Raw genomic sequence first — 24,855 nt, 5'->3', positions numbered from 1 at the left:
TTTTTTTATTTTTAGTAAGTGTAAGGTTTTCCATGGCGTCGTCTAATTCTGCTGCTCAGCCAGCACAAAATTCAAAATTTCGCGTTTTAACAGCAAGCTTGGTAGGCACTACAATCGAATTCTTCGATTTTTATATTTATGCCACCGCTGCTGTCATTATTTTTCCGTATCTGTTTTTCCCTGCAAGTACAGATCCAATGACCGCAACCATTCAGTCTCTTGCGACTTTTGCCATTGCATTTATTGCCCGCCCGATTGGTGCTGCATTATTTGGTCATTTAGGTGACCGGATCGGACGAAAAGCCACCTTGGTCGCTGCTTTGCTGACTATGGGGATTTCAACCGTTGCGATTGGCCTGTTACCAACTTATGCTCAAATCGGAATTGCTGCGCCACTGTTACTTGCACTGTGCCGTTTAGGTCAGGGCTTGGGTCTGGGTGGTGAATGGTCAGGTGCCGTACTTCTTGCAACTGAAAATGCTCCTGAAGGCAAGCGTGCCTGGTATGGCATGTTCCCGCAACTCGGTGCTCCAATCGGCTTTATTCTGGCAACAGGTTCTTTCCTGACCCTTGGCGCTTTCATGTCTGAAGCTGACTTTATGGCTTGGGGCTGGCGTATTCCGTTTATCTCAAGTGCCTTGTTGGTGATTGTCGGTTTATGGATTCGTCTAAAATTGCATGAAACCCCTGCTTTCCAGAAAGTGCTGGATAAACAAAAAGAAGTGAATGTTCCTTTTGTTCAGGTATTCAAAAAGCATTCCCGCATGCTGGTTCTAGGTACGATTGCTGCAATCTGTACTTTCGTTGTGTTCTATCTTACTACGGTATTTGCGCTGCAATGGGGAACCAAACAACTTGGTTATTCTCGTGAAGAATTCCTGCAATTGCAGTTAGTTGCAACCCTATGTTTTGCTGCATTTATCCCACTTTCGGCAGTATTAGCCGAGAAGTTTGGCCGTAAGACCACTTCGATTGCGGTATGTGTCATTTCTGCGATCTTCGGTATTTTCTTTGCAGATATGCTTGAATCTGGCAGCACCTTGGTGGTGTTCCTGTTCTTGTGTATTGGTCTGGCGATCATGGGCTTAACTTATGGGCCAATCGGTACTGTATTGTCTGAAATCTTCCCGACTTCAGTACGTTATACAGGTTCTGCATTAACCTTTAACTTGGCTGGTATCTTCGGCGCATCATTTGCACCGCTAATCGCAACCAAGCTGGCAACTGCCTATGGTTTGTCTGCAGTCGGTTATTACCTGACCGCAGCATCTATCCTGTCGCTTGTCGCGTTTTTGCTGATTCGTGAAACCAAGAATGATGATGTAAACAATCAGATCTAAGGTTTTAAATCGATTAAAAAGCCAGCACTCGATGCTGGCTTTTTTTATGATTTCACAACAAAACTTGGCTACTTATCTCGTTAAATTTGCTCAACAATCAAATGAACTCAATTTAAAAAATGAGGCAAGGCCATGCAGGATCTTATTGAATACCTATCGCAGGAGCAGTTAGTCAATATCATTATTTTGCTGGAAGATGATAAAAAATTAGAAGCTGTTCACTATATCACCGAGAATACGCCCTTGGATGAAGCTCAGGCACTGCAAGTGATTGATGAAATTGTGCGGGAACATGACGTGGTCATGAAGCATGAAAGTACCGGCCCACGCTTTAGTGATGATGCCGGTGATATCGACCTGGTGACACCGCCACTGGAAATCCCCACCCATCCTAGTTTGAGCACATCCACAGAAGCTGAAATCACTGCGCAACAATTACGTGAAAATGTGCCAACCCGAAAAATCGAAAAGAAAATCTGGATGATGGCAGCCGTCGCAGTCGTGTTATTGATTCTGGTCTGGATTATCAGTTAACGCAGTACAGAATGCCGACTGAATTTAGATTAGTTCAATAATATCAATGGTAGGTGGCACCCGAAAACGGAAAGGTACACCGACCAAGCCGGTACCAACAGTGACGAACACATCTGCATGTTCATGACGGTACATGCCCTTTTTATGTCCCAAAATTGAAACCTTTTTCATGACGTAATTAGTTAGCCAAGGCAGCTCTACCTGTCCGCCATGGGTATGTCCAGACAACATCAGAGGACGCGTCGGCAGTTTTGGAATCATATCGACCGTATCAGGGTTATGCGAAAGAATCACCCAAGGCTTGTCCTGAGGCAAGTCGGGCAAACTGCGCATATCGGCTTTACCAGCCCAGAGATCACCCACGCCCAAAAGTCGGAATTCATCAAATTCGACAATTTGACCTTCAATATCCATAACCTGATTGACTTGCAATGCATAGTGCAATAATTCTCGAATTGGCGGTCCGGGATATTGCTCATCGTGATTACCATTGACCGAATAAACAGGAGCGTGAATCTCTTTTAAAATGGCCAGTTCCTGTGCCAGTTTATTTTCTGGCTCGTAAGTCCAGTCGCCAGCAACCACCACCAAATCAGGTTGAATATGATTTAATTTGTGTACAATTTGTCGCAACTGCCGCTCATGACCTGAAAAAAGACCAATATGCAAATCTGCAATCAGGGCGATTTTCACCGGCTGCTTTAAACGTTTATCTGCATTGATCTGATATTTTGTCGTTTTCACTTGAATTAGATGCGGCTCGATAAAGCGTGCATAAGTCAAAACCCCACTAAGCAAAAATACAAAAATGGCTTCATGCAGTGAATAATAACCCGTCCATCCAGCATAAATACTGAAGAAAACCAAAGGGATTAATAAATAGGCAAGATAAAAAGCCAGCAAATGACCAAAAGCTTTAAAGGGATGAATGGTTTCGGTACGTGATTGGCTCGACCATGCCTGAGCCACAGCCCAGATGGCTAAAATCGCCATTCCCAGATAAAAATAAAACAGTACGGAATTCGAATCCCACATAAATTGGCCTTATTCAGTCGAGCAGCAGATTACTGGCTTTATATTTATCTTTTCATAGCTGGCAATTATACTCAATTCTAATTTTTCATTCTTCGACTTATATGGCCACTGCTCCCCGCGATCAAGTTCATCTTCAATCCTCAAGTTTTATACGCACTCATCGCTATAAAGCCGGCATTTTACTGAGCTGTAGCCTGGTACTGGGTCTGCCTGCGTGTAGCACCTTACCCAAGCAAACCGAACAGCCAAGCCAGATGGCATTTGAAACGGATACATCGCGAACCAGCCTGGCACAAATTGTTGAACCTTTACGTGATCAGAACATCGGGTTGACCGGTTATCGCGTGCTGTATGATCCGCTTGAAGCACTGGCTGCGCGGATTCAGCTGATTAATAAAGCGGAACGCAGTCTGGATCTGCAATATTACATTTGGGATAATGACCGAATCGGTGCCCTCGCCCTGCATGCGATTATTCAGGCAGCGGATCGTGGCGTAAAAGTGCGCCTGTTGATGGATGACAATAATGCCAAGAAAATGGAAGGGATTTATCTGGCCTTAAACCAGCATCAGAATATCGATGTCAAACTGTATAATCCCTATCGCTTTCGTAAATACCGCGCCATGGACATGGTGCTGGATTTAAAGCGCATTAACCGCCGCATGCACAATAAAAGTTTTATTGCCGATAACCAGATTGCCTTGATTGGCGGGCGCAATATGAGCAACCAGTATTATAATGTCAGTGAAAGCTATCAGTTCTCTGATGTCGATGTGATGCTGGTCGGTGCGGCATCGGATGAAATCATTCATTCCTTCGATGAATACTGGAATGATGATTATGCCTATCCGGTGCAAGAGGTTGTGAATCCACGGCATCATGGCTTACGTTTTCCAAGCTTAAAAGAACAGCTAGAAACCCATAGTCAGGATCCAGCGACTCAAAATTATCTGGATCTGGCCAATCGTTCCAGAGCCTTTGACCAATGGCTGGAACAAAACATTCAGCTGGATTGGGTGGAAGCTGAAGTGGTCAAAGATCCACCGAGCAAAATCAAAGCCAAGGCCAAAACCGAAGAACACCTGAATTTCCAGTTATTACAGCGCCTGGAAAAACCTGAACAAAGTGTCGATATTGTCTCTGCCTATTTTGTCCCGGAAAAAATTGGTGCAGACCGTTTAAAGAAACTGGCGAATGAGAATATCAAGGTTCGCGTCCTGACCAACTCTTTTAAGGCCAACGACGTTGCCGTGGTGCATGCCTTTTATGCCAAATATCGTCAGGATCTATTGGAAAATGGGGTGCAGCTGTATGAGTTCTTGGCAGCGCCAGAAGCTAATCACCTAAATGCCAATACTGAGGAAATTTCGAAAAAAGCTAAAGTCAGCCTGAAAGGACTGAGCCGTTCCAGCCTGCATGCCAAACTGATGGCACTGGATCAAAAACAGGTGTTTATTGGTTCTTTTAACTTTGATCCGCGTTCAGCCTATTTGAATACTGAAATTGGCGTGTTGCTGAACAGTCCGTCTTTGGCACGTGCAGTACACGACACCATGGACAAAAATTTAAGCAAATATGCGTATAAACTGGTGCTGGATGCGAATCAGAACATTAACTGGAAAATCAAGAAAGCCAATGGTGACGTTCAAACGTTTACCAAAGAACCAAAAATGAAATGGTATCAGAAAGCTGGACTTAAACTGGTGTCGTGGCTGCCTATTGAAGGCTTTATGTAAGTTTGATTCTTTGAACAAAAACCATAAAAAATCCTCTTATTGAGGCTTTTTTAATACCCGTGACTGAAGTTCAACCAGGCCAGTCTGCATTTTTTCCTGGACCACACGGGTGAGGCTTTCAACCGTATGCCCTTCAGTGGCAATTGCAGGTAAAGCCACTAAATGTGCAATGACTTGCGGCATTTCCAGTACTTTTTTGACATGGGCGGCAAAACTGATGTCATTGACAAACGGCGCAACCATATCCAGTTCGCCCTGCTGATTCACATAACAAATCAGACAGATTTGTACAGGACGCTGCGCTTCAATCGCGGCGCCTAAAATCCGGCCATGCACTTTTTTGATGGCTCGCCCATCAGAAGTCGTCGCTTCAGGAAAGAACAGCACCGGAATATTCTGTTTGAGGAAACCGGTAATTTGTTCACGAATCCTGACAGAATCCCCTGAACCACGTTTAATAAATAAGGTACCCCCACCCTTGGCCAATTTGCCTAAAATCGGCCAGTTCTCAATTTCTGCTTTTGCCAGAAAAAATACCCGCGCCCCTGAACCCAGAACTGCAATATCCAGCCATGACACGTGATTACTGACCCATAAGGCGGGTTCACGCGGAATCTCGCCATGCACCTGCACTTCGATATTGAATACTTTGCATAACTGACGGCAAAAATGTTGCACATAGCGCGTATTGGTCGGGTTATTCGGATTTTTATATAAGCCATGACGAAAAACCAAGTAAAACCCTTCACTAATGGTAGCCAATGAAGCTGTGATTTTCCGGCTATACAGGAAAAACTTGGCCAAGCCTTCGATATCTGGAGTCTGGTTTTGTACAGTTGAGTTCATAAAAACGTCATTAAATCCTAAGCGAGATACAGGGAATATCCACGAATTAAACTCATTCTATACTGTTCATTCGTAACTTGCATTGATAATAAAAATCGACCAATAACATCTATATCTTCAATTTTAATTGGATTAAAAAATCATTCAAAATAAAACTATCTAAATATTAGATTGAAAAGGATCGTAGCCATGCCAGATCAAACCCAGCCCGCGAACGACACACTACAACCTTTACAAGTGCTCAAATATATTTTGGGCGGCACCTTCATCTATGTCTTGGTACTGGTAACACTTGCACAACTGTTTATCAGCGCACTTTAAACCAAAGCCGCGCTAATTTAGTATCTGCTCAGCTCTTTTTCAACTACACTAAAGTTTTAAAGTGGAGATTGGCCTGAGTGGAATATTTACAACAACATCGAGGGAAAGAGCACGTCATTCTGGTGAGTGTCAGCGTACAGATGCTGGAAGACCTTGATGCTGAAGAGTTTCGTTTGCTGGCACAGTCTGCAGATGCTGAAATTCTGGAACATATTTATGCTCAGCGGGTGAAACCCGATGCCAAATTTTTTATCGGCTCCGGCAAGGCAGAAGAAATTGCTGAACGTGTTGAGGAACTGGATGCCAATCTGGTTATTTTTGACCATGCCCTAACCCCAGCCCAAGCCCGAAATCTGGAACAGGTGATCAAATGCCGTGTGGTCGATCGTACTGAACTGATTCTAGATATTTTTGCCCAGCGTGCCCGTACCTATGAAGGTAAGCTGCAAGTCGAACTGGCACAGCTGCAACATTTATCTTCACGTTTAATTCGTAGTCGTGGCAATCTCGACAGCCAGAAAGGCGGGATTGGTTTACGTGGCCCGGGTGAAACCCTGCTGGAAACAGACCGCCGTTTGCTGCGTATCCGTATGGGACAACTCAAGGCACGCATTGATAAAGTCCGCCAGACCCGGATGCAAGGCCGTGTGGCTCGTCAAAAAGCGGCTGTGCCGACGGTATCTTTGGTCGGTTATACCAATGCCGGCAAGTCTACCCTGTTTAATCTGCTGGCCAATAGCGATGTCTATGCAGCCGATCAGCTGTTTGCAACCTTGGACCCTACTTTACGGCGTCTGGAATGGGATGGGATTGGCAATCTGGTGCTGGCCGATACGGTCGGTTTTGTCCGTAACCTTTCCCATTCGCTGGTGGAATCCTTTAAGGCGACTTTGGAGGAAACCGTAGAAGCCACGCTGTTACTGCATGTCATTGATTCAAGCAGCCCAGAGATGCTGGAACAGATTGAAGCCGTTGAAAAAGTGCTGAAAGAAATTGGGGCCGATGTTCCCATCCTTCAGGTTTACAATAAAATTGACTGTAGCGGTGAAGAAGCCAAAATTATTTATCGACGCCCGGGTGAACCGGAACGCGTCTATGTCTCGGCACATACTGGCGAAGGTATCGACCTGCTGCGTAAAGCGGTACATGAATCTTTGATGGGGCAACTGCAGTCCTTCGATTTAATTCTCAAACCCGCCTATGGCAAGCTGCGCAACCAGCTGTACAGCTTGAATGTGATTCAGTCTGAACATTATGATGATGAAGGCCAGCTGCATCTTCATATTCGAATTGCCCCACAAAAACTGGAACAGTTGATTAAACAGGCGCATTTACCTTTAGAGGAAATTCTGGGCAAACAGGCGCAGCAATTTCAAGGTCCACTGGAAACGTTTGAAATCCAGTCAAAGATCGAGTAAAACTTGATAAGTAAACTTATTAAATATTAATGATCATAGCAATGAACTGGATAAAACGAATAGATTGGCCAGCATGGATCGGCACCCTGTTACTTATTATTGTCTTTCGGGAAGCTTCGGTCTGGTTAATGACCCAACTGAATCATCCTGAATTAGGCAATCTGGTCGGGTTATTGAGTCTTTTAATTGCGCTGTTTACCTGGCGCTACTTTGGCAAACTCCCCGCTCGCCTCGTGGATACCAATAACAAACTGATGAAGGAAAGCGCCTTTGCTTTCCTGCCTGTCAGTGCAGGTGCACTGATGATGCTGGTACATATGGGCCAGAAAATTCCGGCCTTTCTGTTCATCATGTTTTTCAGCACCCTGATTCCTTTATGGATTTACGCCAAAATGGCCAAGCGCTGGTTATAGGAGTTCCGCATGTTATCTATTTTGTATGGCTTTGCGGTTACGCTCAGCGCCTATCTGATTGCCAAACCCTGTAACCGGTTCATACCGCAAATTCCCGTCATCGTGTTCAGCATGTTCTTTGTACTGGCGATTTTATTTGTGCTAGGCATTCCCTATGAAAATTACATGGATGAAGTTAATCCACTCTTTAACCATTTACTCGGCTATGTGACCGTCGCATTGGCTATCCCTCTGGCCGCGATGCGCTATGATGACCTGCCGCTCAAGGCCATTATCGGCATTTTAGTTTTTGCCAGTATTAGTGCTGTCGCCTTGCCGATGGGACTGGCTTATCTGCTGCATATGTCCTCTGCAGACATTATGGCGTTTGCTACCCGTGCCGTGACTACTCCAATTGCGATTAATATTGCCACCCTGCTGGATGCACCCATCAGCATGGTCATTCTGATCGTGATTCTTTCTGGTGTGATTGGTGCAGCTTTTTCTCCATTTATTCTGAGACATATCAATGATGAGCGCGCTTCCGGACTGGCTTTAGGACTGGCCGCGCATGCTATTGGTACAGCTCAGGCCTGGCAGCGCGGCAGTGTTGCAGGTCGTTATGCTGCTTTTGGCATGGCGGTAAATGCGGTCTTCACCGCGATCTGGTTGCCAACTTTTATACTTTATTTGCAAAAAATGTGACTAGTGAATCAAATTATTCATTTGTTTTATAGGGTAATCGTTCTTACTATAGAGTAAGAACACTAATCCAACCTAGGAACAGATATATGAATAAGGTTCAATTTTTTTCAACTTTACTTTTAGCCTCTTTCAGCCATCTGGCTTTGGCCTCTGACCTTTCAGGGACATGGAGAAATATTGACGACAAAACTGGTTCACCTAAAGCATTCCTCGAAATTCGTGAGACGGCTTCCGGCGTCTATGCTGCCAAGATCACAAAAATCACCCCGCGTCCTGGATATACCCCGAAAGAAAACTGTGTGTCCTGTCCTGCACCTTATACCAATAAACCTATTCTCGGCCTGGATGTGCTCACTGGCTTAAAGCACATCGGCAATAACAGTTTTGCTCAAGGCAAGCTGCTTGATCCATTATCAGGGAATCTTTATAACACCAAAGCAAAATTAAGTGCTAATGGGAAACGTCTGATCCTACGCGGCTATATCGGCGTTTCAGCACTAGGCCGTAGTCAAACCTGGATTAAGCAGGATTAATTCCTGCTTTATTAAATAAAATGTGACGGGGTTATGCTTTAGTAGATAGAAGCTTGCATTTTAATGCATTAAGTTGTATGAATATTAAACATATGCTTTTTTCATGCAATATAGATTATGAAAGTGTATTAACGTAGTTTGCATCATCGTTCACCACATGGGATTAGGTGAATGTTCATAAAAAAATAAGGATAAGGATATCGCATGTATAAAATCGCACTTTTAACTCTTTTTTCAGCTTCTTTATTCACAGGCTCTATGGCTTTTGCTCAGGAGTTATCTGGTCTCTGGCAACAGATTGATGATAAAACCGGTTCACCTAAAGCATTGATTGAAATGAAAACTCAGGCTGATGGCTCGTATACCGGAACGATTACTAAAGTCACACCTCGCCCAGGTTATACACCACGAGAAAAATGTGTCAAATGTCCATCACCTTATACTGATAAACCGATTTTGGGATTAGACGTCATTAAAGGACTAAAACCTACCACCAAAAATAACTATGCACATGGCCGGGTACTCGATCCACTCACCGGCAAAATTTATGATTTAAAAGGCCGGATTTCTGCCAATGGGAAACGACTGACTTTACGTGGATATATCGGGATATCTGCAATTGGTCGCACACAAACCTGGATTCGCCAGGATTAATAAAAACAGCACTTTTGTGTTGGGGATATTTTATTCATCTATAAAAAAGGGATAAATATAATGAAACAAACTAAATTAGGATTAATGTTCATCGCTGCACTGATGACTGGGACTGCTTATGCACAGGATCTGACTGGCATCTGGCAGCAAATTGATGATAAAACCGGCTCACCAAAAGCGATTATTGAAATTCGTCAAAATGATAATGGGACTTTTGCCGGAAAAATTATCAAAGTGACTCCACGTCCAGGCTATACTCCACAAAAGACCTGCAATAAATGTCCCGCGCCTTATACCAATCAGCCGATCATGGGCATGGATGTATTGACTGGTTTAAAACATGTGGAAGGCACCAACAATTATGAAAAAGGTAAAGTGATTGATCCATTGGCAGGTAAAGTTTATGACGCTCGAGTGCGTCTAAATGCCAATGGTAAACGTTTAACCTTGCGTGGTTATGTGGGTGTGTCCGCTTTAGGCCGTAGCCAGACCTGGATTCGCCAAGATTAATACCTAATTCTCATTATTCAAAAAAGCTGCCAAATTGGCAGCTTTTTTTAGTGTATCAACTCTATAGTATTCAGATAAGTGTTGACTATTTTAGTAAGATTTCTAACATGAGCGGGCGATGATAAAAATTCTTTGGAATGACTCTCTATGTTTAAAAAAATATTACTTGCCGCGCTTACAGCAGGATGTATGACGAATTTGTGGGCAGACGATATTACCGGGACCTGGCAACAAATTGATGATAAAACGGGGGCGGCTAAAGCGATTATCGTCATTAGCAAAGAAGCAAATAATACCTATTCAGGCAAAATTGTAAAAATCACGCCTCGCCCAGACTATAATCCACGTGAAAAATGCAATAACTGCCCTGCACCTTATACCAATCAGCCTATTTTAGGCATGACCATTTTAAAAGGCCTAAAACTGGTTGAAGGCACCAAAAATTATGACAAAGGTCGTATTATCGATCCATTGGCAGGTAAAATTTATGATGCAAAAATGCGTTTAAACAATACCGGTAAACGTTTAACCTTACGTGCCAGCATAGGCGTTTCAGTTCTAGGCCGTAACCAGACCTGGATTCGAGCAGACTAAATTTTAAAACTAAAAAAGCCACGTAATCACGTGGCTTTTTTAATAGCTTTACTTACATCACCGGATTATCCACTGCAAACATCTGCTGATCTTCTAGGCGGAATGCCATGAGTTGATTACCCCAGACACAACCGCCATCTACATTCTGAATCTTGTTCGAAATGGTTTTACCGTTCAAGGCGGCCCAGTGACCAAACAGGATCTGATGAGTTTGTGCGGCCTGTGATTCAAACTCAAACCAAGGTTTAAATCCTTCCGGCATCGGATCATCCAGCGCATCTTTAAAGCTGTATTCCAGACGTCCCTCAGCGTCAGTTAAACGCATTCGGGTGAGGTAGTTCACGATACAGCGAATACGTTCATGGCCTTGTAGCTGATCCGACCAAAGTGCGGGTTCTTTCCCGAACATTTCTTTCAGAAAATCATCCAGCACCTCGAAGTCATCATGAGCAATGATCGCTTCGACTTCTTGTGCCAATTGAGCAGTTTTTTCTGCACTCCAGATATTCGGAATCCCAGCATGCGTCAGGATAGTCTGCTCATTTGGAAATAGACACATTGGCTGTTTGCGCAGCCAGTCAATCAAGTCATCACTGTCGATCGCATCAATCACATCACGAACATTGTCTTTTTCTTTCACCGGTTTGATGCCGCGGGCATAAGCCAGCAAAGTCAAATCATGATTTCCCAAGACCGTCGCAGCCGCACCTTGTTCAGCCAGCTTTTTGATAAACCGCAATGCTGCAATTGAGTTTTCACCACGTGCAACCAAATCTCCAGCAAACCAGATAAAATCTTGTTCTGCATCAAACTGGATTTCTTTAAGCAAAGCTTTCAAGGCCTCAAAACAGCCTTGAACATCACCAATCACATAATTATATCGAGCAGTACGGTTCATCGTAATTTAAGCCACCATTTGATCTGAAAGTGCAACAAACTGTTCGAGGGTCAGGGTTTCTGGACGCGCCATCGGGTCAACACCCGCTTTTTCAAAACCCTCTTCAACCAGCATACCCTTCAAGCTGTTACGCAAGGTTTTACGACGCTGGGTAAAGACATGAGATACCAGACGTGCCAGCGCTTTTTCATTCTTCGCCACAATCGGTTTAACTTTATAAGGCTCTAAACGGAATACCGCAGAAGTTACTTTTGGAGGCGGATTAAAAGATCCAGGTGGCACTTCGAACAAGAAAGTCGGTTTACAGAAATATTGAATCATCACCGACAGACGGCCATATTCTTTGGTATTGGGTGATGCGGTAATGCGATCCACGACTTCTTTTTGTAGCATGAAATGCATGTCTTGCACTTTGTCACCAAATTCCAAGAGATGGAATAACAGTGGCGTTGAAATATTATAGGGCAAGTTACCGACCACACGTAATGGACGATCTTCCTGGAACAACTGAGAATAATCGTATCTCAAGGCATCGGCTTCAATAATGGTTAAACGTTCCGGATGCGGCACACGACCCGGCAGGCCAGCAGCTAGATCACGATCCAGCTCAAGTACGGTTAAGGCATCACATTCACCAATTAAAGGTGAAGTCAAAGCAGCCAGACCTGGGCCAATTTCTAGAATGTTCTGACCTGGACGCGGATTGACTGAGCGTACAATTTTGGCAATGACACGCTGGTCATGTAAAAAGTTTTGACCAAATCTTTTTCGAGCCTGATGCCCTTCATCTTTTGGGTTTAAGGCATTAATTTGATACATAAAAACATTTCCAACGTGAGTGATGAACAATAATCAGTGGCGCGCCAGATCGAGGGCTAAATCGACAGCAACGTGCAGGCTGGAACTTTTCGCAAGTCCCGTCCCCGCAAGGGAGAGTGCTGTGCCATGATCAACAGAAGTTCGAATAAACGGTAAGCCGAGGGTAATATTAATGGCTTCACCAAAGCCCTGTGATTTTAACACAGGTAAGCCCTGATCGTGATACATCGCCAGAACAGCATCAGCATCTTTTAGGTTTTCTGGAGTAAATAAAGTATCAGCAGGTAGGCTTAAACTCATGTTGATACCTTGGGCACGATAGCTTTCGAGTACCGGATTGATCACTTCAATTTCTTCCATCCCCAAATAACCGCCCTCCCCGGCATGCGGATTTAAACCGCAAACCAGTATATTCGGCTGTTCAATCTTGAATTTGGATTTCAGGTCGTGAATCAGAATATCAATCACCTGATGCAAGCGTTCAGGCGTAATCGCATCTGCCACGGCACGTAAAGGAAGATGGGTGGTGGTCAAAGCCACGCGTAAAGTTTTGGTGGCCAGCATCATCACCACACGTGGAACACTAGCAAATTCCTGGTAATACTCGGTATGACCACTAAAAGAAATGCCTGCTTCATTTATCACGGACTTTTGTACAGGCGCAGTCGCGACGCCGACACTTTTTCCTGACATGGCATAGTCTGCGGATCGACGCAGTTGCTCCAGTACATAAGCCGCATTGTTCGGATTCAGTTCACCCAATATCACCTCGTGCTGCACAGGCACATGCTCTACAAAAAGCTGACCGATACCTGAAGATGACTCCTGTCCTTGATATCCAATCAGCTCAACCGATAGTTTGAGTGTCTGAGCACGTTGCTTGAGCATATCCATATCCGCCAACACCACAATTGGGCGCTCATCAACACGACCTGCAAGACTCAGGCAAATATCAGGACCAATTCCGGCAGGTTCCCCACTGGTGACATATAAAGGCAGCATCATCTTCTCAATTTGGCAAAGCTAAGAAATATTATAACCCGATCACGCCTACGCTGTAGTGATCATTGCAAAGAGTACTTATAAATCAATATTTTGATACGATTGAAATTATGGTTACAAATATAGTTGCAGTTTTTGCAGCATATAATGACTTAGGTCTTTCTTTCACCATGGAGATTAGATAAAATACAGCGCTTGAAATTTCAATTTTCATTTGTGATTCTTCACGTATTCGTTTAGAATCGCGTCTCCTTTAGTTTGGACAGATTCCATAGTCCAAACCAACTATAATAGGTAGTGGTTTAATGAAAACTCTCAGCGCTAAGCCAGCTGAAGTTCAACACGACTGGTACGTTGTTGATGCTTCTGGCAAAACTTTAGGTCGCCTTGCGACTGAAATCGCTCGTCGTTTACGCGGTAAGCATAAAACTTCTTATACTCCTCACGTTGACACTGGCGACTACATCGTTGTTATCAATGCTGAAGAAATCACTGTGACTGGTAAAAAGTCACAAGATAAGAAATACTATCGCCACACTGGTTTCCCTGGTGGTATCCGTGAGACTAACTTTGAAAAGTTAATCGCTCACAAACCAGAAGCAGTTCTAGAAAAAGCTGTTAAAGGTATGTTACCTAAAGGTCCTCTTGGTTATGCAATGATCAAGAAAATGAAAGTGTATGCAGGTACTGAGCATCCACACGCTGCTCAACAGCCACAAGTTTTGGACATCTAAGGGATAACAGCACATGGCTACTAATTATGGTACAGGTCGCCGTAAGACCGCAACTGCACGTGTTTTCCTATCAGCTGGTACTGGTAAACTCGTAATTAACAACCGTACTCTTGAACAGTATTTCGGTCGTGAAACTGCTCGTATGGTTGTTAACCAACCACTTGAGCTTCTTGAAGCTACTGACAAATATGACCTTTACATCACTGTTGCTGGTGGTGGTATTGGTGGTCAAGCAGGCGCTATCCGTCACGGTATTACTCGTGCATTGATCGCTTCTGACGAAACTTTAAAACCTGCTCTTCGTCAAGCTGGTTTCGTTACTCGTGATGCTCGTGAAGTTGAACGTAAGAAACTTGGTTTACGTAAAGCTCGTAAACGTCCTCAGTTCTCTAAACGTTAATTCGTTTACCGAATCGGACAAAAAACCCTGGATTTTCCAGGGTTTTTTTATGGCGGTTAGTGGGTCATTTAGAACTTTTTTCTTGTTATTGTTCATGTACATCCTTACCCCATACCCCTTCGTGACACCAGAATGACTTCATCAAATAATAATTTGCGATCCCAATACAGATAAACAGCAAAATGACAGGAAGCTTGATCAGCATCTTATTTTCCTCCAGTTGTTTTTCTTATAATCTACCTCGGCTCAAGCCGATTGATCTTTGATGCTTGGTGCTTTTTAGGTTGAATTTTAGTATCCTAGTCTATTCATTAGAAGCTCATCAGGATTTATGTCAGTCGAAAGCGCGCCTCTTCAAGGAATCACTCTCTATAGTCATGCCGATGACTTTCGTTCCCATTGGATTCGCTATGTGCTTACCGAAAAACAGATTAAATATAACCTGATTTTGGTGGATGCCGATGATGAGGATCTGGCCAGTCTCAATCCTTATAATCAATTGCCGATGCTGATCGAAAATGAACTCAAATTATTTAATACTTCAATTATCTCTGAATATGTAGATGATCGTTATCGTCAGAATAAACTGTATGCCGATGCTCCAATGCCGCGCGCAGAGCAACGACAATATATCTGGCGCTTTGAAAATGACTGGCTGAAGCTGGCTGATATCATGTTACGCCATCCTGATACGCTAGATAAGAAAGCCAGAACTCAGGCACAAAAGCAGTTACAGGATATCCTGATTTCACTAATGCCACTATTCCAGCATTTTCCCTATTTTATGTCTGAACAATTTAGTATCCTGGATTGTATGTTGGCACCAATTTTTATCCGTCTGAAACAGATGGGCGTAGAATTACCACAGCAGCAATGCCGTCCGTTTTATTTATATTGCCAACGAATTTTTAGTCGTCCTGCCTTTGTAAAATCCATGACATTGCAGGAAAAGAACCGTTATTCAGTGCAACTCAAACATCCATAGAGAAACATCATGTCCGAACAAGAATTCAACCTTAGCCCTACCCGTCCCTATATGGCACGTGCAATCTATGAGTGGGTTTGCGATAACAATATGACGCCTTACCTGCTGGTGGATGCCACACGCCCAAATACCATGGTTCCTGAGCAGTTTATTAAAGATGGACAGATTGTTCTGAATATTGTGCCACATGCCGTGCATGCGCTGCATATGAGCAATGATGCCATTAGCTTCTCGGCTCGCTTTGGTGGCGTTTCTCGTGATATTTATGTGCCTATGGCAGCAGTACTCGGTATTTATGCACGTGAAAATGGTCAAGGTTTATTCTTTGATCCAGGTGAATATGAGCATACACAAAATGATGAAGATGCTTTAAAATCAAGCACTGAAGAACAAACTGAACAACCAAAGAAAAAACCGACTTTAAGACTATTAGATTAAAAATAATGGAGCAAGTGAATGGCTTTTGATTTAGTACAATATTTTGTTGAACAGATAGAGACTCAAAAGCCTGAGCTTCTAAAAGAATATACAAAAGAAGAAAGACGAAAATATATATCAGAAATCAATGCCTTAACTTTAGGAAAACTTATTACTGAATGGCGTCATAACCCACAAAAAATTTATAATGAAATCAATCATCCTGATGAATTATATATCCTGGAAATCGTGCGTCATCTCGCTACCAGTCCGGAAAATCAATCCACTCTGGATCGAGCCCAGCTTGAGCACAGCACTTCAGAAATTTTTCATTTACAGCTTATTGAATTAAAACAACTGCATGATACCGGCAACCATAATATCCATAGCATTCAGGAATTACTGACCGGGCAAATTGAACATTTATCTGGTCAAGCAGATGATTGGGTTTGGACAACAAACAAGCTAACAGAACTCAAAGGCTCTAAACCAATTGTGCAAGAAGAGCTATCATTGGAAGCATCAATGAAGGAGTTTAATCAAATGGTAAGCCAGAATCAGCAGCATCAAGATGTCGAAGAAGTCATTGTTATCAATACCCCAACATGGGCAAAGATTGTTGAACCCATCGTGGCGATTGTCATTCTTTGGGTATTAATCGCAGCCGTAATGCGCGTGTTTGGCTAAAATAGTCTGCAATAAAAAACCAGCGATTCGCTGGTTTTTTATTTTGTAAGGTTTATAAGATCAGCTTGTAAACTCTTATAGCGCTAGTTTTACAGAGATCCCAATAGGTCAAACAAATTAACAGGAATTCTCTGTCTCAGAAGAATCTGATCAACTTTGAGATATAGATATGTTAAATATCTTATCTAAAATTCCACGCACAAAAAAATCCCCCTCTGCCTTAGCGGAGGGGGATTTTCGAATAATGAGCTGGCGATGACTTACTCTCACATGGGTAACCCCACACTACCATCAGCGCTAAGAGGTTTCACTTCTGAGTTCGGGAAGGGATCAGGTGGTTCACTCTTGCTATGGTCGCCAGCACAACTGTTTATGGATACTTGCTTTGGTCTTATTTAGTCACTTTTCAGTGTATGCCAATGCTTTTTCCAAATCTTGCACTCGTTCAAAACAGTGTTTTGAACATCGTTCATTAACAGATATATCTGAGTTGGGTATTTTGTTCTTTAGCGTTCACTAAATCAAGCTGTTTTGCTTAATATCGAATCAATTGATCCTCACTTCTTTCGAAGTTCGTACAACAACTGTTTGGGTGTTGTATAGTCAAGCCTCACGAGCAATTAGTATTGGTCAGCTTCACATATCACTATGCTTCCACATCCAACCTATCAACGTCGTAGTCTTCAACGGCTCTTTAGGAGACATAAAGTCTCGGGGAAATCTTATCTTGAGGTAGGCTTCCCGCTTAGATGCTTTCAGCGGTTATCCCTTCCGAACATAGCTACCCGGCGATGCCACTGGCGTGACAACCGGTACACCAGAGGTTCGTCCACTCTGGTCCTCTCGTACTAGGAGCAGATCCTCTCAAATTTCCAACGCCCACGGTAGATAGGGACCGAACTGTCTCACGACGTTCTAAACCCAGCTCGCGTACCTCTTTAAATGGCGAACAGCCATACCCTTGGGACCTGCTTCAGCCCCAGGATGAGATGAGCCGACATCGAGGTGCCAAACACCGCCGTCGATATGAACTCTTGGGCGGTATCAGCCTGTTATCCCCAGAGTACCTTTTATCCGTTGAGCGATGGCCCTTCCATACAGAACCACCGGATCACTAAGACCTACTTTCGTACCTGCTCGACTTGTGGGTCTCGCAGTTAAGCGCGCTTTTGCCTTTATACTCTACGCGTGATTTCCGACCACGCTGAGCGCACCTTCGTACTCCTCCGTTACTCTTTAGGAGGAGACCGCCCCAGTCAAACTACCCACCAGACATGGTCCTCGTCCCGGATAACGGGACAGAGTTAGAACCTCAATATTACCAGGGTGGTATTTCAAGGACGGCTCCATCGCAACTAGCGTCGCGACTTCAAAGCCTCCCACCTATCCTACACAAGTAAGATCAAAGTTCAATGTCAAGCTGCAGTAAAGGTTCACGGGGTCTTTCCGTCTAGCCGCGGGTACACCGCATCTTCACGGCGAATTCGATTTCACTGAGTCTCTGCTGGAGACAGCGCCCCCATCATTATGCCATTCGTGCAGGTCGGAACTTACCCGACAAGGAATTTCGCTACCTTAGGACCGTTATAGTTACGGCCGCCGTTTACTGGGGCTTCGATCAAGAGCTTCGCTTACGCTAACCCCATCAATTAACCTTCCAGCACCGGGCAGGCATCACACCCTATACGTCCACTTTCGTGTTTGCAGAGTGCTATGTTTTTAATAAACAGTTGCAGGGGCCTGGTTTCTGAGGCTGTCGGCCGCTCAAGGAGCAAGTCCTATCACAGACAACAGCGTACCTTCTCCCGAAGTTACGGTACCATTTTGCCTAGTTCCTTCAGCAGAGTTCTCTCAAGCGCTTTGGTCTACTCGACCTGACCACCTGTGTCGGTTTCGGGTACGATTCCTGTGTAACTGAAGCTTAGAGACTTTTCCTGGAAGCATGGTATCAGCCACTTCACTGTACAAGTACAGCTTGCTATCAGTTCTCAGCATAGAGTACCCCGGATTTGCCTAAGATACATGCCTACAACCTTCCACCTGGACAACCAACGCCAGGCTGACTTAACCTTCTCCGTCCTCTCATCGCATTACACAGAAGTATTGGAATATTAACCAATTTCCCATCGACTACGCCTCTCGGCCTCGCCTTAGGGGTCGACTCACCCAGCCCCGATTAACGTTGGACTGGAACCCTTGGTCTTTCAGCGTGCGAGTTTTTCACTCGCATTGTCGTTACTCACGTCAGCATTCGCACTTCTGATACCTCCAGCAGACTTCTCAATCCACCTTCATCGGCTTACAGAACGCTCCCCTACCACGCATAATAAATTATGCATCCGCAGCTTCGGCATATAGTTTTAGCCCCGTTACATCTTCCGCGCAGGCCGACTCGACTAGTGAGCTATTACGCTTTCTTTAAAGGGTGGCTGCTTCTAAGCCAACCTCCTAGCTGTCTATGCCTTCCCACATCGTTTCCCACTTAACTATAATTTTGGGGCCTTAGCTGGCGGTCTGGATTGTTTTCCTCTTGACTACGGACGTTAGCACCCGCAGTCTGTCTCCCGGATAGTACTCATTGGTATTCGGAGTTTGCATCGGTTTGGTAAGTCGGGATGACCCCCTAGCCGAAACAGTGCTCTACCCCCAATGGTATTCGTCCGAGGCGCTACCTAAATAGCTTTCGGGGAGAACCAGCTATCACCAAGTTTGATTAGCCTTTCACCCCTATCCACAAGTCATCCCCTGGCTTTTCAACGACAGTGGGTTCGGTCCTCCAGTTAGTGTTACCCAACCTTCAACCTGCTCATGGATAGATCACCTGGTTTCGGGTCTATACCCAGCAACTAAACGCCCTATTAAGACTCGGTTTCCCTACGGCTCCCCTATTCGGTTAACCTCGCTACTGAATATAAGTCGCTGACCCATTATACAAAAGGTACGCAGTCACCGAACAAGTCGGCTCCCACTGCTTGTATGCATGCGGTTTCAGGATCTATTTCACTCCCCTCACAGGGGTTCTTTTCGCCTTTCCCTCACGGTACTGGTTCACTATCGGTCAGTCAGGAGTATTTAGCCTTGGAGGATGGTCCCCCCATATTCAGACAAGGTTTCACGTGCCTCGCCCTACTCGACATCATCATATAAGCCCTTTCGTGTACAGGACTATCACCGTCTACGGTCGCACTTCCCAGAGCGTTCCACTAGAACTTATATGACTTAATGGGCTCTTCCCCTTTCGCTCGCCGCTACTGAGGGAATCTCAATTGATTTCTTTTCCTAAGGGTACTGAGATGTTTCACTTCCCCTCGTTCGCCTTGCAACACTATGTATTCATGTTGCAATACCTACCTTATGGTAAGTGGGTTTCCCCATTCAGACATCTCCGGATCACAGGATATTTGCCGCCTCCCCGGAGCTTTTCGCAGGCTATCACGTCTTTCTTCGCCTCTGACTGCCAAGGCATCCACCACATGCACTTAATTACTTGACTATACAACCCCAAACAGTCGTTTATCCTTACAAGTAGGATAAGCAACAGATCGTGTCTTTCAACACTCTCATACAGTTGGCGTTTCGTAGATTTAACTACTGTACAGCTTCAATTAGATTCATATACCAAAACGCTTGATTCAGTTAATTTCGCTAGAACTCATTTCTTGTAGTTGCCTACTTGAAACGAGTTTGAACAAATTATTTCAACTCAAATATATTCTGTTAATGATTTTTCCAGCCTTCGTCAGGTCAGGAAACTGTGATAAATCACAGAGATTATCAAGTGCGCGTATCATAACGCTTGTACTTGCTAATCTCTAGGATCTAAACACTTGATCGCTTAAGGACTAAACTAACAATCAACTGATTGTCTATTTATTAGCTTTTGTCTTTATACATTCCGTAGGAATGTATGGTGGAGACTAGGAGAGTCGAACTCCTGACCTCCTGCGTGCAAAGCAGGCGCTCTACCAACTAAGCTAAGTCCCCAGCTTATCAATAAGTCAATGTTTCTGATTTTCCGTACTTCGTCAGTAGTGGTGGGTCTGACAAGACTTGAACTTGTGACCCCACGCTTATCAAGCGTGTGCTCTAACCAACTGAGCTACAGACCCTCAGATACATCGTATGAAGAACAACTTGTTGTGGATTCTTACCAATCGTCAATCTTTCGTTAAGGAGGTGATCCAGCCGCAGGTTCCCCTACGGCTACCTTGTTACGACTTCACCCCAGTCATCTGCCACACCGTGGTAAGCGTCCCCCCTAAGGTTAGACTACCTACTTCTGGTGCAACAAACTCCCATGGTGTGACGGGCGGTGTGTACAAGGCCCGGGAACGTATTCACCGCGGCATTCTGATCCGCGATTACTAGCGATTCCGACTTCATGGAGTCGAGTTGCAGACTCCAATCCGGACTACGATCGGCTTTTTGAGATTAGCATCCACTCGCGTGGTAGCAACCCTTTGTACCGACCATTGTAGCACGTGTGTAGCCCTGGTCGTAAGGGCCATGATGACTTGACGTCGTCCCCGCCTTCCTCCAGTTTGTCACTGGCAGTATCCTTAAAGTTCCCGGCTTAACCCGCTGGCAAATAAGGAAAAGGGTTGCGCTCGTTGCGGGACTTAACCCAACATCTCACGACACGAGCTGACGACAGCCATGCAGCACCTGTATGTAAGTTCCCGAAGGCACCAATCCATCTCTGGAAAGTTCTTACTATGTCAAGACCAGGTAAGGTTCTTCGCGTTGCATCGAATTAAACCACATGCTCCACCGCTTGTGCGGGCCCCCGTCAATTCATTTGAGTTTTAGTCTTGCGACCGTACTCCCCAGGCGGTCTACTTATCGCGTTAGCTGCGCCACTAAAGCCTCAAAGGCCCCAACGGCTAGTAGACATCGTTTACGGCATGGACTACCAGGGTATCTAATCCTGTTTGCTCCCCATGCTTTCGCACCTCAGTGTCAGTATTAGGCCAGATGGCTGCCTTCGCCATCGGTATTCCTCCAGATCTCTACGCATTTCACCGCTACACCTGGAATTCTACCATCCTCTCCCATACTCTAGCCAACCAGTATCGAATGCAATTCCCAAGTTAAGCTCGGGGATTTCACATTTGACTTAATTGGCCACCTACGCGCGCTTTACGCCCAGTAAATCCGATTAACGCTTGCACCCTCTGTATTACCGCGGCTGCTGGCACAGAGTTAGCCGGTGCTTATTCTGCGAGTAACGTCCACTATCCAAGAGTATTAATCTCGGTAGCCTCCTCCTCGCTTAAAGTGCTTTACAACCAAAAGGCCTTCTTCACACACGCGGCATGGCTGGATCAGGGTTCCCCCCATTGTCCAATATTCCCCACTGCTGCCTCCCGTAGGAGTCTGGGCCGTGTCTCAGTCCCAGTGTGGCGGATCATCCTCTCAGACCCGCTACAGATCGTCGCCTTGGTAGGCCTTTACCCCACCAACTAGCTAATCCGACTTAGGCTCATCTATTAGCGCAAGGCCCGAAGGTCCCCTGCTTTCTCCCGTAGGACGTATGCGGTATTAGCATCCCTTTCGAGATGTTGTCCCCCACTAATAGGCAGATTCCTAAGCATTACTCACCCGTCCGCCGCTAGGTAAAGTAGCAAGCTACTCTTCCCCGCTCGACTTGCATGTGTTAAGCCTGCCGCCAGCGTTCAATCTGAGCCATGATCAAACTCTTCAGTTTAATACTATGTAGTGCCTTAAAGGGCACCAATCTTGGCTCATCAATTTTCTGACAAATATTTCTCAAATAAACTTCGAGTAATTTCTACCATCAATCAATGAAAATAATTTCGATCAATCAACCAGTAAAAATCCACACAAGTTGTTCTTCATAATCTCTTAATGATCTTCTTGCTGATTCGTCACCAGCAAGCTAGGTCGGCTATATTACTCTCTATCTCTAGAAAGTCAACCAGTAATGAAAACTATTTTTAAACTTTATTTCTAAAACCCAACTCAATCAAACTTAACTAAGTCACTGTTTTATCAGAAGTTTTAATCTTCATCACCGCCGATGGATGTGCATTCTACAGCATTTCAGAAGGCTTGCAACACCTTTTTCAAGAAAATCATTTTGTATGTATATTTTTTAAGCTTTTCGTGTGTTTTCATTCATTTTTTATACAAATTTGCTTAAATGATGTCTATTCGTGAATATAACGTTTATTATTTTCATACTAATAAGTAGTGCTACTTACACAGAAAAGGCCTCAGGTTACCTTATGCATCGTTCTATTTACTTATCTATATGCTTATTTTCTTTAGCTTCAAGCGCACATGTTTTCGCTGAGGTGGCCACCGGTGTGGAAAATCTGGAAAACGAGCCTGCAAAAACGCCGCTTAGAACAAAGATATCAACCAAAGCTCAACAATTACAAACGCAACTGAAAGTTGATGCCAGTGCAGCACAGGCAGAAGAAGTTAAAGATCCTTTTCAGCCCTTAAATAGAAAGATCTATCAGTTTAATGATGCGATTGACCGCACCGTGGTACGTCCCATAGCTGTACAATATGTGGAAAAGGTTCCTCAAGACGTTCGTAACAGCTATACCCAGTTCCGCAGTAACCTAAGTGAACCTTGGAATGTGGTGAATCAGTTGATTCAAGGTCGTCCTGCCCGCGCTGCTAAATCCCTAGGTCGTTTTACCATTAATACCTTAACAACTTTAGGACTGGCTGATCCAGCACGTCGCCTTGGCTTGAGCCATGAAGAGGAAAAATTTGGAATTACTTTAGGGTATTATGGCGTGCCTTCCGGCCCTTATATCATGTTACCATTTTTAGGTCCAAGTTCTGTCCGTGGCGTAATCGGTACTGCTGTAGATAGTCAAGCTCGTCCACAAAAATACATTCTCGAAGATGAAGATGGACTTTACTGGACTGATCAGTTTTGGCGTGCCATCGATACCCGTTCAGAAATACTGGACGTTGAAGGAGTGCTGACTGGCGATCGCTATGCGCAGATTCGCGATATTTATTTACAACGTACCAATTATGCAATTGCAGAAAAGAAAGGTACAGAACAAGATACGCTTTTCCTAGAAGATGATTTTGAAGATGACAATTCTGATGATGCACCTTCTAGTGATAGCAACATTGAATCTTCAAACGAAGATCTTTAAGTTTAAGCTTCATGTATGATTGCTAGTGAAAATCTGTTCGCTAGCAATACTTTGCTTGTTATAGTACATCTTATAGCCAATCCTGGGATTGAATCACTTTTTTATGTATTTCATTCAACCGACTCGTGATATTCCTTACTTAGATCAAGTACTTGATACGCTTCCTCATGTTCAGATGATCTATCTGGATGATCATGAACTGTATGACTCTACGATTATTGCGATTGCAGATGTACATGATTATCTGAAATATAAGTGGAATCTGCCTACGATTGTACTGGCCTTAGAAAATGAAGGTACTGCTTTGGCTCAGGCCTGGGAACAAGGTGCTTTAGCCGGCTGGATCTGGAACAAGCTTCCCGAGAATCCAGATCTGGCATTACAAAAAATTGATGCACAATATAAGCGTAACCAGGATAGCCGTGACCTGCCTTCTGCTGCAGAACTACAAAAAAAATTGTTACCGAATCCGATTGAACTGACCAATTACGAGGTCGAAACCTATTTTCAGCCTTCAGCCTATCTTTCAGGGGATTGGTATGATTATTGGAAAATCAGCGACAAAGAAGTGATTTTCTATTTGGCCGATGTATCCGGACATGGCGTCACCAGTAGTTTGCTCACGTCCTGGATGGCAGCTTTCCATGGTCGCTCCAAGACGCCGCGCGAGCTGATCAAGAAGCTGAACGGTATGCTGATGCAGGAAAATATTGAAAAGCACATCACCATGATTGCCGGGATTCTTAATCTGGAAACCCATGTATTGAAATGGTCTAGCGCCGGACATTATCCACCACCAATTATATTTGAACCCAATCAAGAGCCTAAAATTCTATCTTCCAGTAGTTTCCCTTTGGGCTTAACCGAAGATCTTGAAGTTGAGGAAAATGAATGGGTATTAAGTCGCAATGCGCGCTTTATTATCTGTTCGGATGGCGCACTGGAACCCTTTGATGGTGGTTTAAATGAACAATTCTCGCAATTATTACACCATTTGCAGAATCAATCTTTTCAGGCTCCCGAACATGTGGCTGACGATATCGCCTTTTTAAGCTTTATCCGCGTAAATTAGCAGTATATTTACAGGCTTTATAAGCACTTAATTTGATTACTACTTTCAGCCACTTGAGTATCAATACACCCTATG

General features: G+C 44.2%; 23 protein-coding genes, 2 tRNA genes and 3 rRNA genes. 18 read left to right on the top strand and 10 right to left on the bottom strand.

Annotated features, from left to right (window positions below; all coding sequences use genetic code 11):
• The first annotated feature begins 32 nt into the window (after positions 1 to 32).
• Both J7649_RS13275 and J7649_RS13270 read left to right on the top strand, forming a co-directional pair.
• Complete coding sequence (locus J7649_RS13275) at positions 33 to 1,340, top strand: MFS transporter (protein WP_219308548.1); 1,308 nt, start codon at positions 33 to 35, stop codon at positions 1,338 to 1,340.
• Positions 1,341 to 1,472: 132 nt separating this feature from the next.
• Entirely contained in the window at positions 1,473 to 1,874 is a 402-nt protein-coding gene (locus J7649_RS13270) for a hypothetical protein (protein ID WP_219308546.1), read from the top strand.
• Between the two features lie 24 nt (positions 1,875 to 1,898).
• Here the strand turns inward: J7649_RS13270 and J7649_RS13265 are convergent, their stop codons facing one another.
• Positions 1,899 to 2,909 (bottom strand): metallophosphoesterase, encoded by a 1,011-nt coding sequence (locus J7649_RS13265; RefSeq protein ID WP_219308544.1) that lies wholly within the window; start codon positions 2,907 to 2,909, stop codon positions 1,899 to 1,901.
• A gap of 101 nt (positions 2,910 to 3,010) precedes the next feature.
• Between J7649_RS13265 and J7649_RS13260 the strand changes: the two genes are divergently transcribed.
• A complete protein-coding gene (locus tag J7649_RS13260) occupies positions 3,011 to 4,645 on the top strand; it encodes a phospholipase D family protein (protein ID WP_004645955.1) in 1,635 nt (544 codons plus the stop codon).
• A 36-nt stretch (positions 4,646 to 4,681) separates the two neighbouring features.
• Here J7649_RS13260 and J7649_RS13255 read toward each other — a convergent pair whose 3' ends face one another.
• Positions 4,682 to 5,491, bottom strand: coding sequence for a lysophospholipid acyltransferase family protein (locus J7649_RS13255; protein ID WP_004281693.1), 810 nt, complete (start codon positions 5,489 to 5,491; stop codon positions 4,682 to 4,684).
• Between the two features lie 189 nt (positions 5,492 to 5,680).
• Between J7649_RS13255 and J7649_RS16915 the strand changes: the two genes are divergently transcribed.
• The 8 genes from J7649_RS16915 to J7649_RS13220 all read left to right on the top strand — a co-directional run bounded on the left by J7649_RS16915 (position 5,681) and on the right by J7649_RS13220 (position 10,618).
• On the top strand, positions 5,681 to 5,812 hold the full coding sequence (locus tag J7649_RS16915) for a hypothetical protein (RefSeq protein WP_267461082.1): 132 nt from the start codon (positions 5,681 to 5,683) through the stop codon (positions 5,810 to 5,812).
• A gap of 77 nt (positions 5,813 to 5,889) precedes the next feature.
• Entirely contained in the window at positions 5,890 to 7,230 is a 1,341-nt protein-coding gene (hflX, locus tag J7649_RS13250) for a ribosome rescue GTPase HflX (RefSeq protein ID WP_219308542.1), read from the top strand.
• Between the two features lie 41 nt (positions 7,231 to 7,271).
• Positions 7,272 to 7,643 carry a hypothetical protein gene (locus tag J7649_RS13245; RefSeq protein WP_004281691.1) on the top strand — a complete coding sequence of 124 codons (372 nt, stop codon included), beginning with the start codon at positions 7,272 to 7,274 and terminating at the stop codon, positions 7,641 to 7,643.
• A 9-nt stretch (positions 7,644 to 7,652) separates the two neighbouring features.
• Positions 7,653 to 8,327 carry an LrgB family protein gene (locus tag J7649_RS13240; RefSeq protein ID WP_044111685.1) on the top strand — a complete coding sequence of 225 codons (675 nt, stop codon included), beginning with the start codon at positions 7,653 to 7,655 and terminating at the stop codon, positions 8,325 to 8,327.
• Between the two features lie 86 nt (positions 8,328 to 8,413).
• A complete protein-coding gene (locus J7649_RS13235) occupies positions 8,414 to 8,860 on the top strand; it encodes a DUF2147 domain-containing protein (protein WP_219308540.1) in 447 nt (148 codons plus the stop codon).
• A gap of 204 nt (positions 8,861 to 9,064) precedes the next feature.
• The gene (locus J7649_RS13230) at positions 9,065 to 9,514 is read left to right on the top strand and encodes a DUF2147 domain-containing protein (protein ID WP_219308539.1); all 450 of its coding nucleotides are present in this window, start codon (positions 9,065 to 9,067) and stop codon (positions 9,512 to 9,514) included.
• A gap of 60 nt (positions 9,515 to 9,574) precedes the next feature.
• Positions 9,575 to 10,024, top strand: a complete 450-nt coding sequence (locus tag J7649_RS13225; protein WP_004645963.1) for a DUF2147 domain-containing protein — start codon at positions 9,575 to 9,577, stop codon at positions 10,022 to 10,024.
• 147 nt (positions 10,025 to 10,171) lie between these two features.
• A complete protein-coding gene (locus tag J7649_RS13220) occupies positions 10,172 to 10,618 on the top strand; it encodes a DUF2147 domain-containing protein (protein ID WP_004281686.1) in 447 nt (148 codons plus the stop codon).
• A 52-nt stretch (positions 10,619 to 10,670) separates the two neighbouring features.
• Here J7649_RS13220 and J7649_RS13215 read toward each other — a convergent pair whose 3' ends face one another.
• Genes J7649_RS13215 through pdxA form a run of 3 tightly spaced genes read right to left on the bottom strand, consistent with a single transcriptional unit; the run spans position 10,671 to position 13,337 of the window.
• The gene (locus J7649_RS13215; protein ID WP_005248006.1) at positions 10,671 to 11,516 is read right to left on the bottom strand and encodes a symmetrical bis(5'-nucleosyl)-tetraphosphatase; all 846 of its coding nucleotides are present in this window, start codon (positions 11,514 to 11,516) and stop codon (positions 10,671 to 10,673) included.
• A gap of 6 nt (positions 11,517 to 11,522) precedes the next feature.
• Positions 11,523 to 12,335: a 16S rRNA (adenine(1518)-N(6)/adenine(1519)-N(6))-dimethyltransferase RsmA gene (rsmA, locus tag J7649_RS13210; protein WP_004645966.1), complete on the bottom strand. Its 813-nt coding sequence runs from the start codon at positions 12,333 to 12,335 to the stop codon at positions 11,523 to 11,525.
• A 33-nt stretch (positions 12,336 to 12,368) separates the two neighbouring features.
• On the bottom strand, positions 12,369 to 13,337 hold the full coding sequence (gene pdxA / locus J7649_RS13205) for a 4-hydroxythreonine-4-phosphate dehydrogenase PdxA (protein ID WP_219310124.1): 969 nt from the start codon (positions 13,335 to 13,337) through the stop codon (positions 12,369 to 12,371).
• A 305-nt stretch (positions 13,338 to 13,642) separates the two neighbouring features.
• Here pdxA and rplM point away from each other — a divergent pair, with 305 nt between their 5' ends.
• From rplM to J7649_RS13180, 5 genes are all read left to right on the top strand, one after another.
• A complete protein-coding gene (gene rplM / locus J7649_RS13200) occupies positions 13,643 to 14,071 on the top strand; it encodes a 50S ribosomal protein L13 (RefSeq protein ID WP_004281682.1) in 429 nt (142 codons plus the stop codon).
• A 13-nt stretch (positions 14,072 to 14,084) separates the two neighbouring features.
• A complete protein-coding gene (rpsI, locus tag J7649_RS13195) occupies positions 14,085 to 14,471 on the top strand; it encodes a 30S ribosomal protein S9 (RefSeq protein ID WP_004281681.1) in 387 nt (128 codons plus the stop codon).
• A gap of 331 nt (positions 14,472 to 14,802) precedes the next feature.
• Complete coding sequence (locus tag J7649_RS13190) at positions 14,803 to 15,456, top strand: glutathione S-transferase N-terminal domain-containing protein (protein ID WP_153566430.1); 654 nt, start codon at positions 14,803 to 14,805, stop codon at positions 15,454 to 15,456.
• Positions 15,457 to 15,465: 9 nt separating this feature from the next.
• The gene (locus J7649_RS13185) at positions 15,466 to 15,894 is read left to right on the top strand and encodes a ClpXP protease specificity-enhancing factor (RefSeq protein WP_004281679.1); all 429 of its coding nucleotides are present in this window, start codon (positions 15,466 to 15,468) and stop codon (positions 15,892 to 15,894) included.
• 18 nt (positions 15,895 to 15,912) lie between these two features.
• A complete protein-coding gene (locus J7649_RS13180; RefSeq protein ID WP_004281678.1) occupies positions 15,913 to 16,560 on the top strand; it encodes a hypothetical protein in 648 nt (215 codons plus the stop codon).
• A 247-nt stretch (positions 16,561 to 16,807) separates the two neighbouring features.
• Here the strand turns inward: J7649_RS13180 and rrf are convergent.
• From rrf to J7649_RS13155, 5 genes are all read right to left on the bottom strand, one after another.
• Positions 16,808 to 16,922, bottom strand: a 5S ribosomal RNA gene (gene rrf / locus J7649_RS13175).
• Between the two features lie 237 nt (positions 16,923 to 17,159).
• Positions 17,160 to 20,053 (bottom strand): 23S ribosomal RNA (locus J7649_RS13170).
• Positions 20,054 to 20,468: 415 nt separating this feature from the next.
• Positions 20,469 to 20,544: transfer RNA gene (locus tag J7649_RS13165), tRNA-Ala, on the bottom strand.
• 48 nt (positions 20,545 to 20,592) lie between these two features.
• Positions 20,593 to 20,669, bottom strand: a tRNA-Ile gene (locus J7649_RS13160).
• Positions 20,670 to 20,729: 60 nt separating this feature from the next.
• Positions 20,730 to 22,267: ribosomal RNA gene (locus tag J7649_RS13155) — 16S ribosomal RNA — on the bottom strand.
• The 16S, 23S and 5S rRNA genes sit together here with 2 tRNA genes alongside, the layout of an rRNA operon.
• Before the next feature lie 541 nt (positions 22,268 to 22,808).
• Here J7649_RS13155 and J7649_RS13150 point away from each other — a divergent pair.
• Both J7649_RS13150 and gigA read left to right on the top strand, forming a co-directional pair.
• Entirely contained in the window at positions 22,809 to 23,708 is a 900-nt protein-coding gene (locus tag J7649_RS13150) for an MlaA family lipoprotein (RefSeq protein ID WP_219308536.1), read from the top strand.
• A gap of 103 nt (positions 23,709 to 23,811) precedes the next feature.
• Positions 23,812 to 24,780, top strand: coding sequence for an RsbU family protein phosphatase GigA (gigA, locus tag J7649_RS13145; RefSeq protein ID WP_004732911.1), 969 nt, complete (start codon positions 23,812 to 23,814; stop codon positions 24,778 to 24,780).
• Positions 24,781 to 24,855 lie beyond the last annotated feature (75 nt).

Origin of the sequence: Acinetobacter lwoffii (assembly GCF_019343495.1) — a bacterium.
GTDB lineage: Bacteria > Pseudomonadota > Gammaproteobacteria > Pseudomonadales > Moraxellaceae > Acinetobacter > Acinetobacter lwoffii_P.
This window is presented reverse-complemented; position numbering and strand designations above follow the sequence as displayed.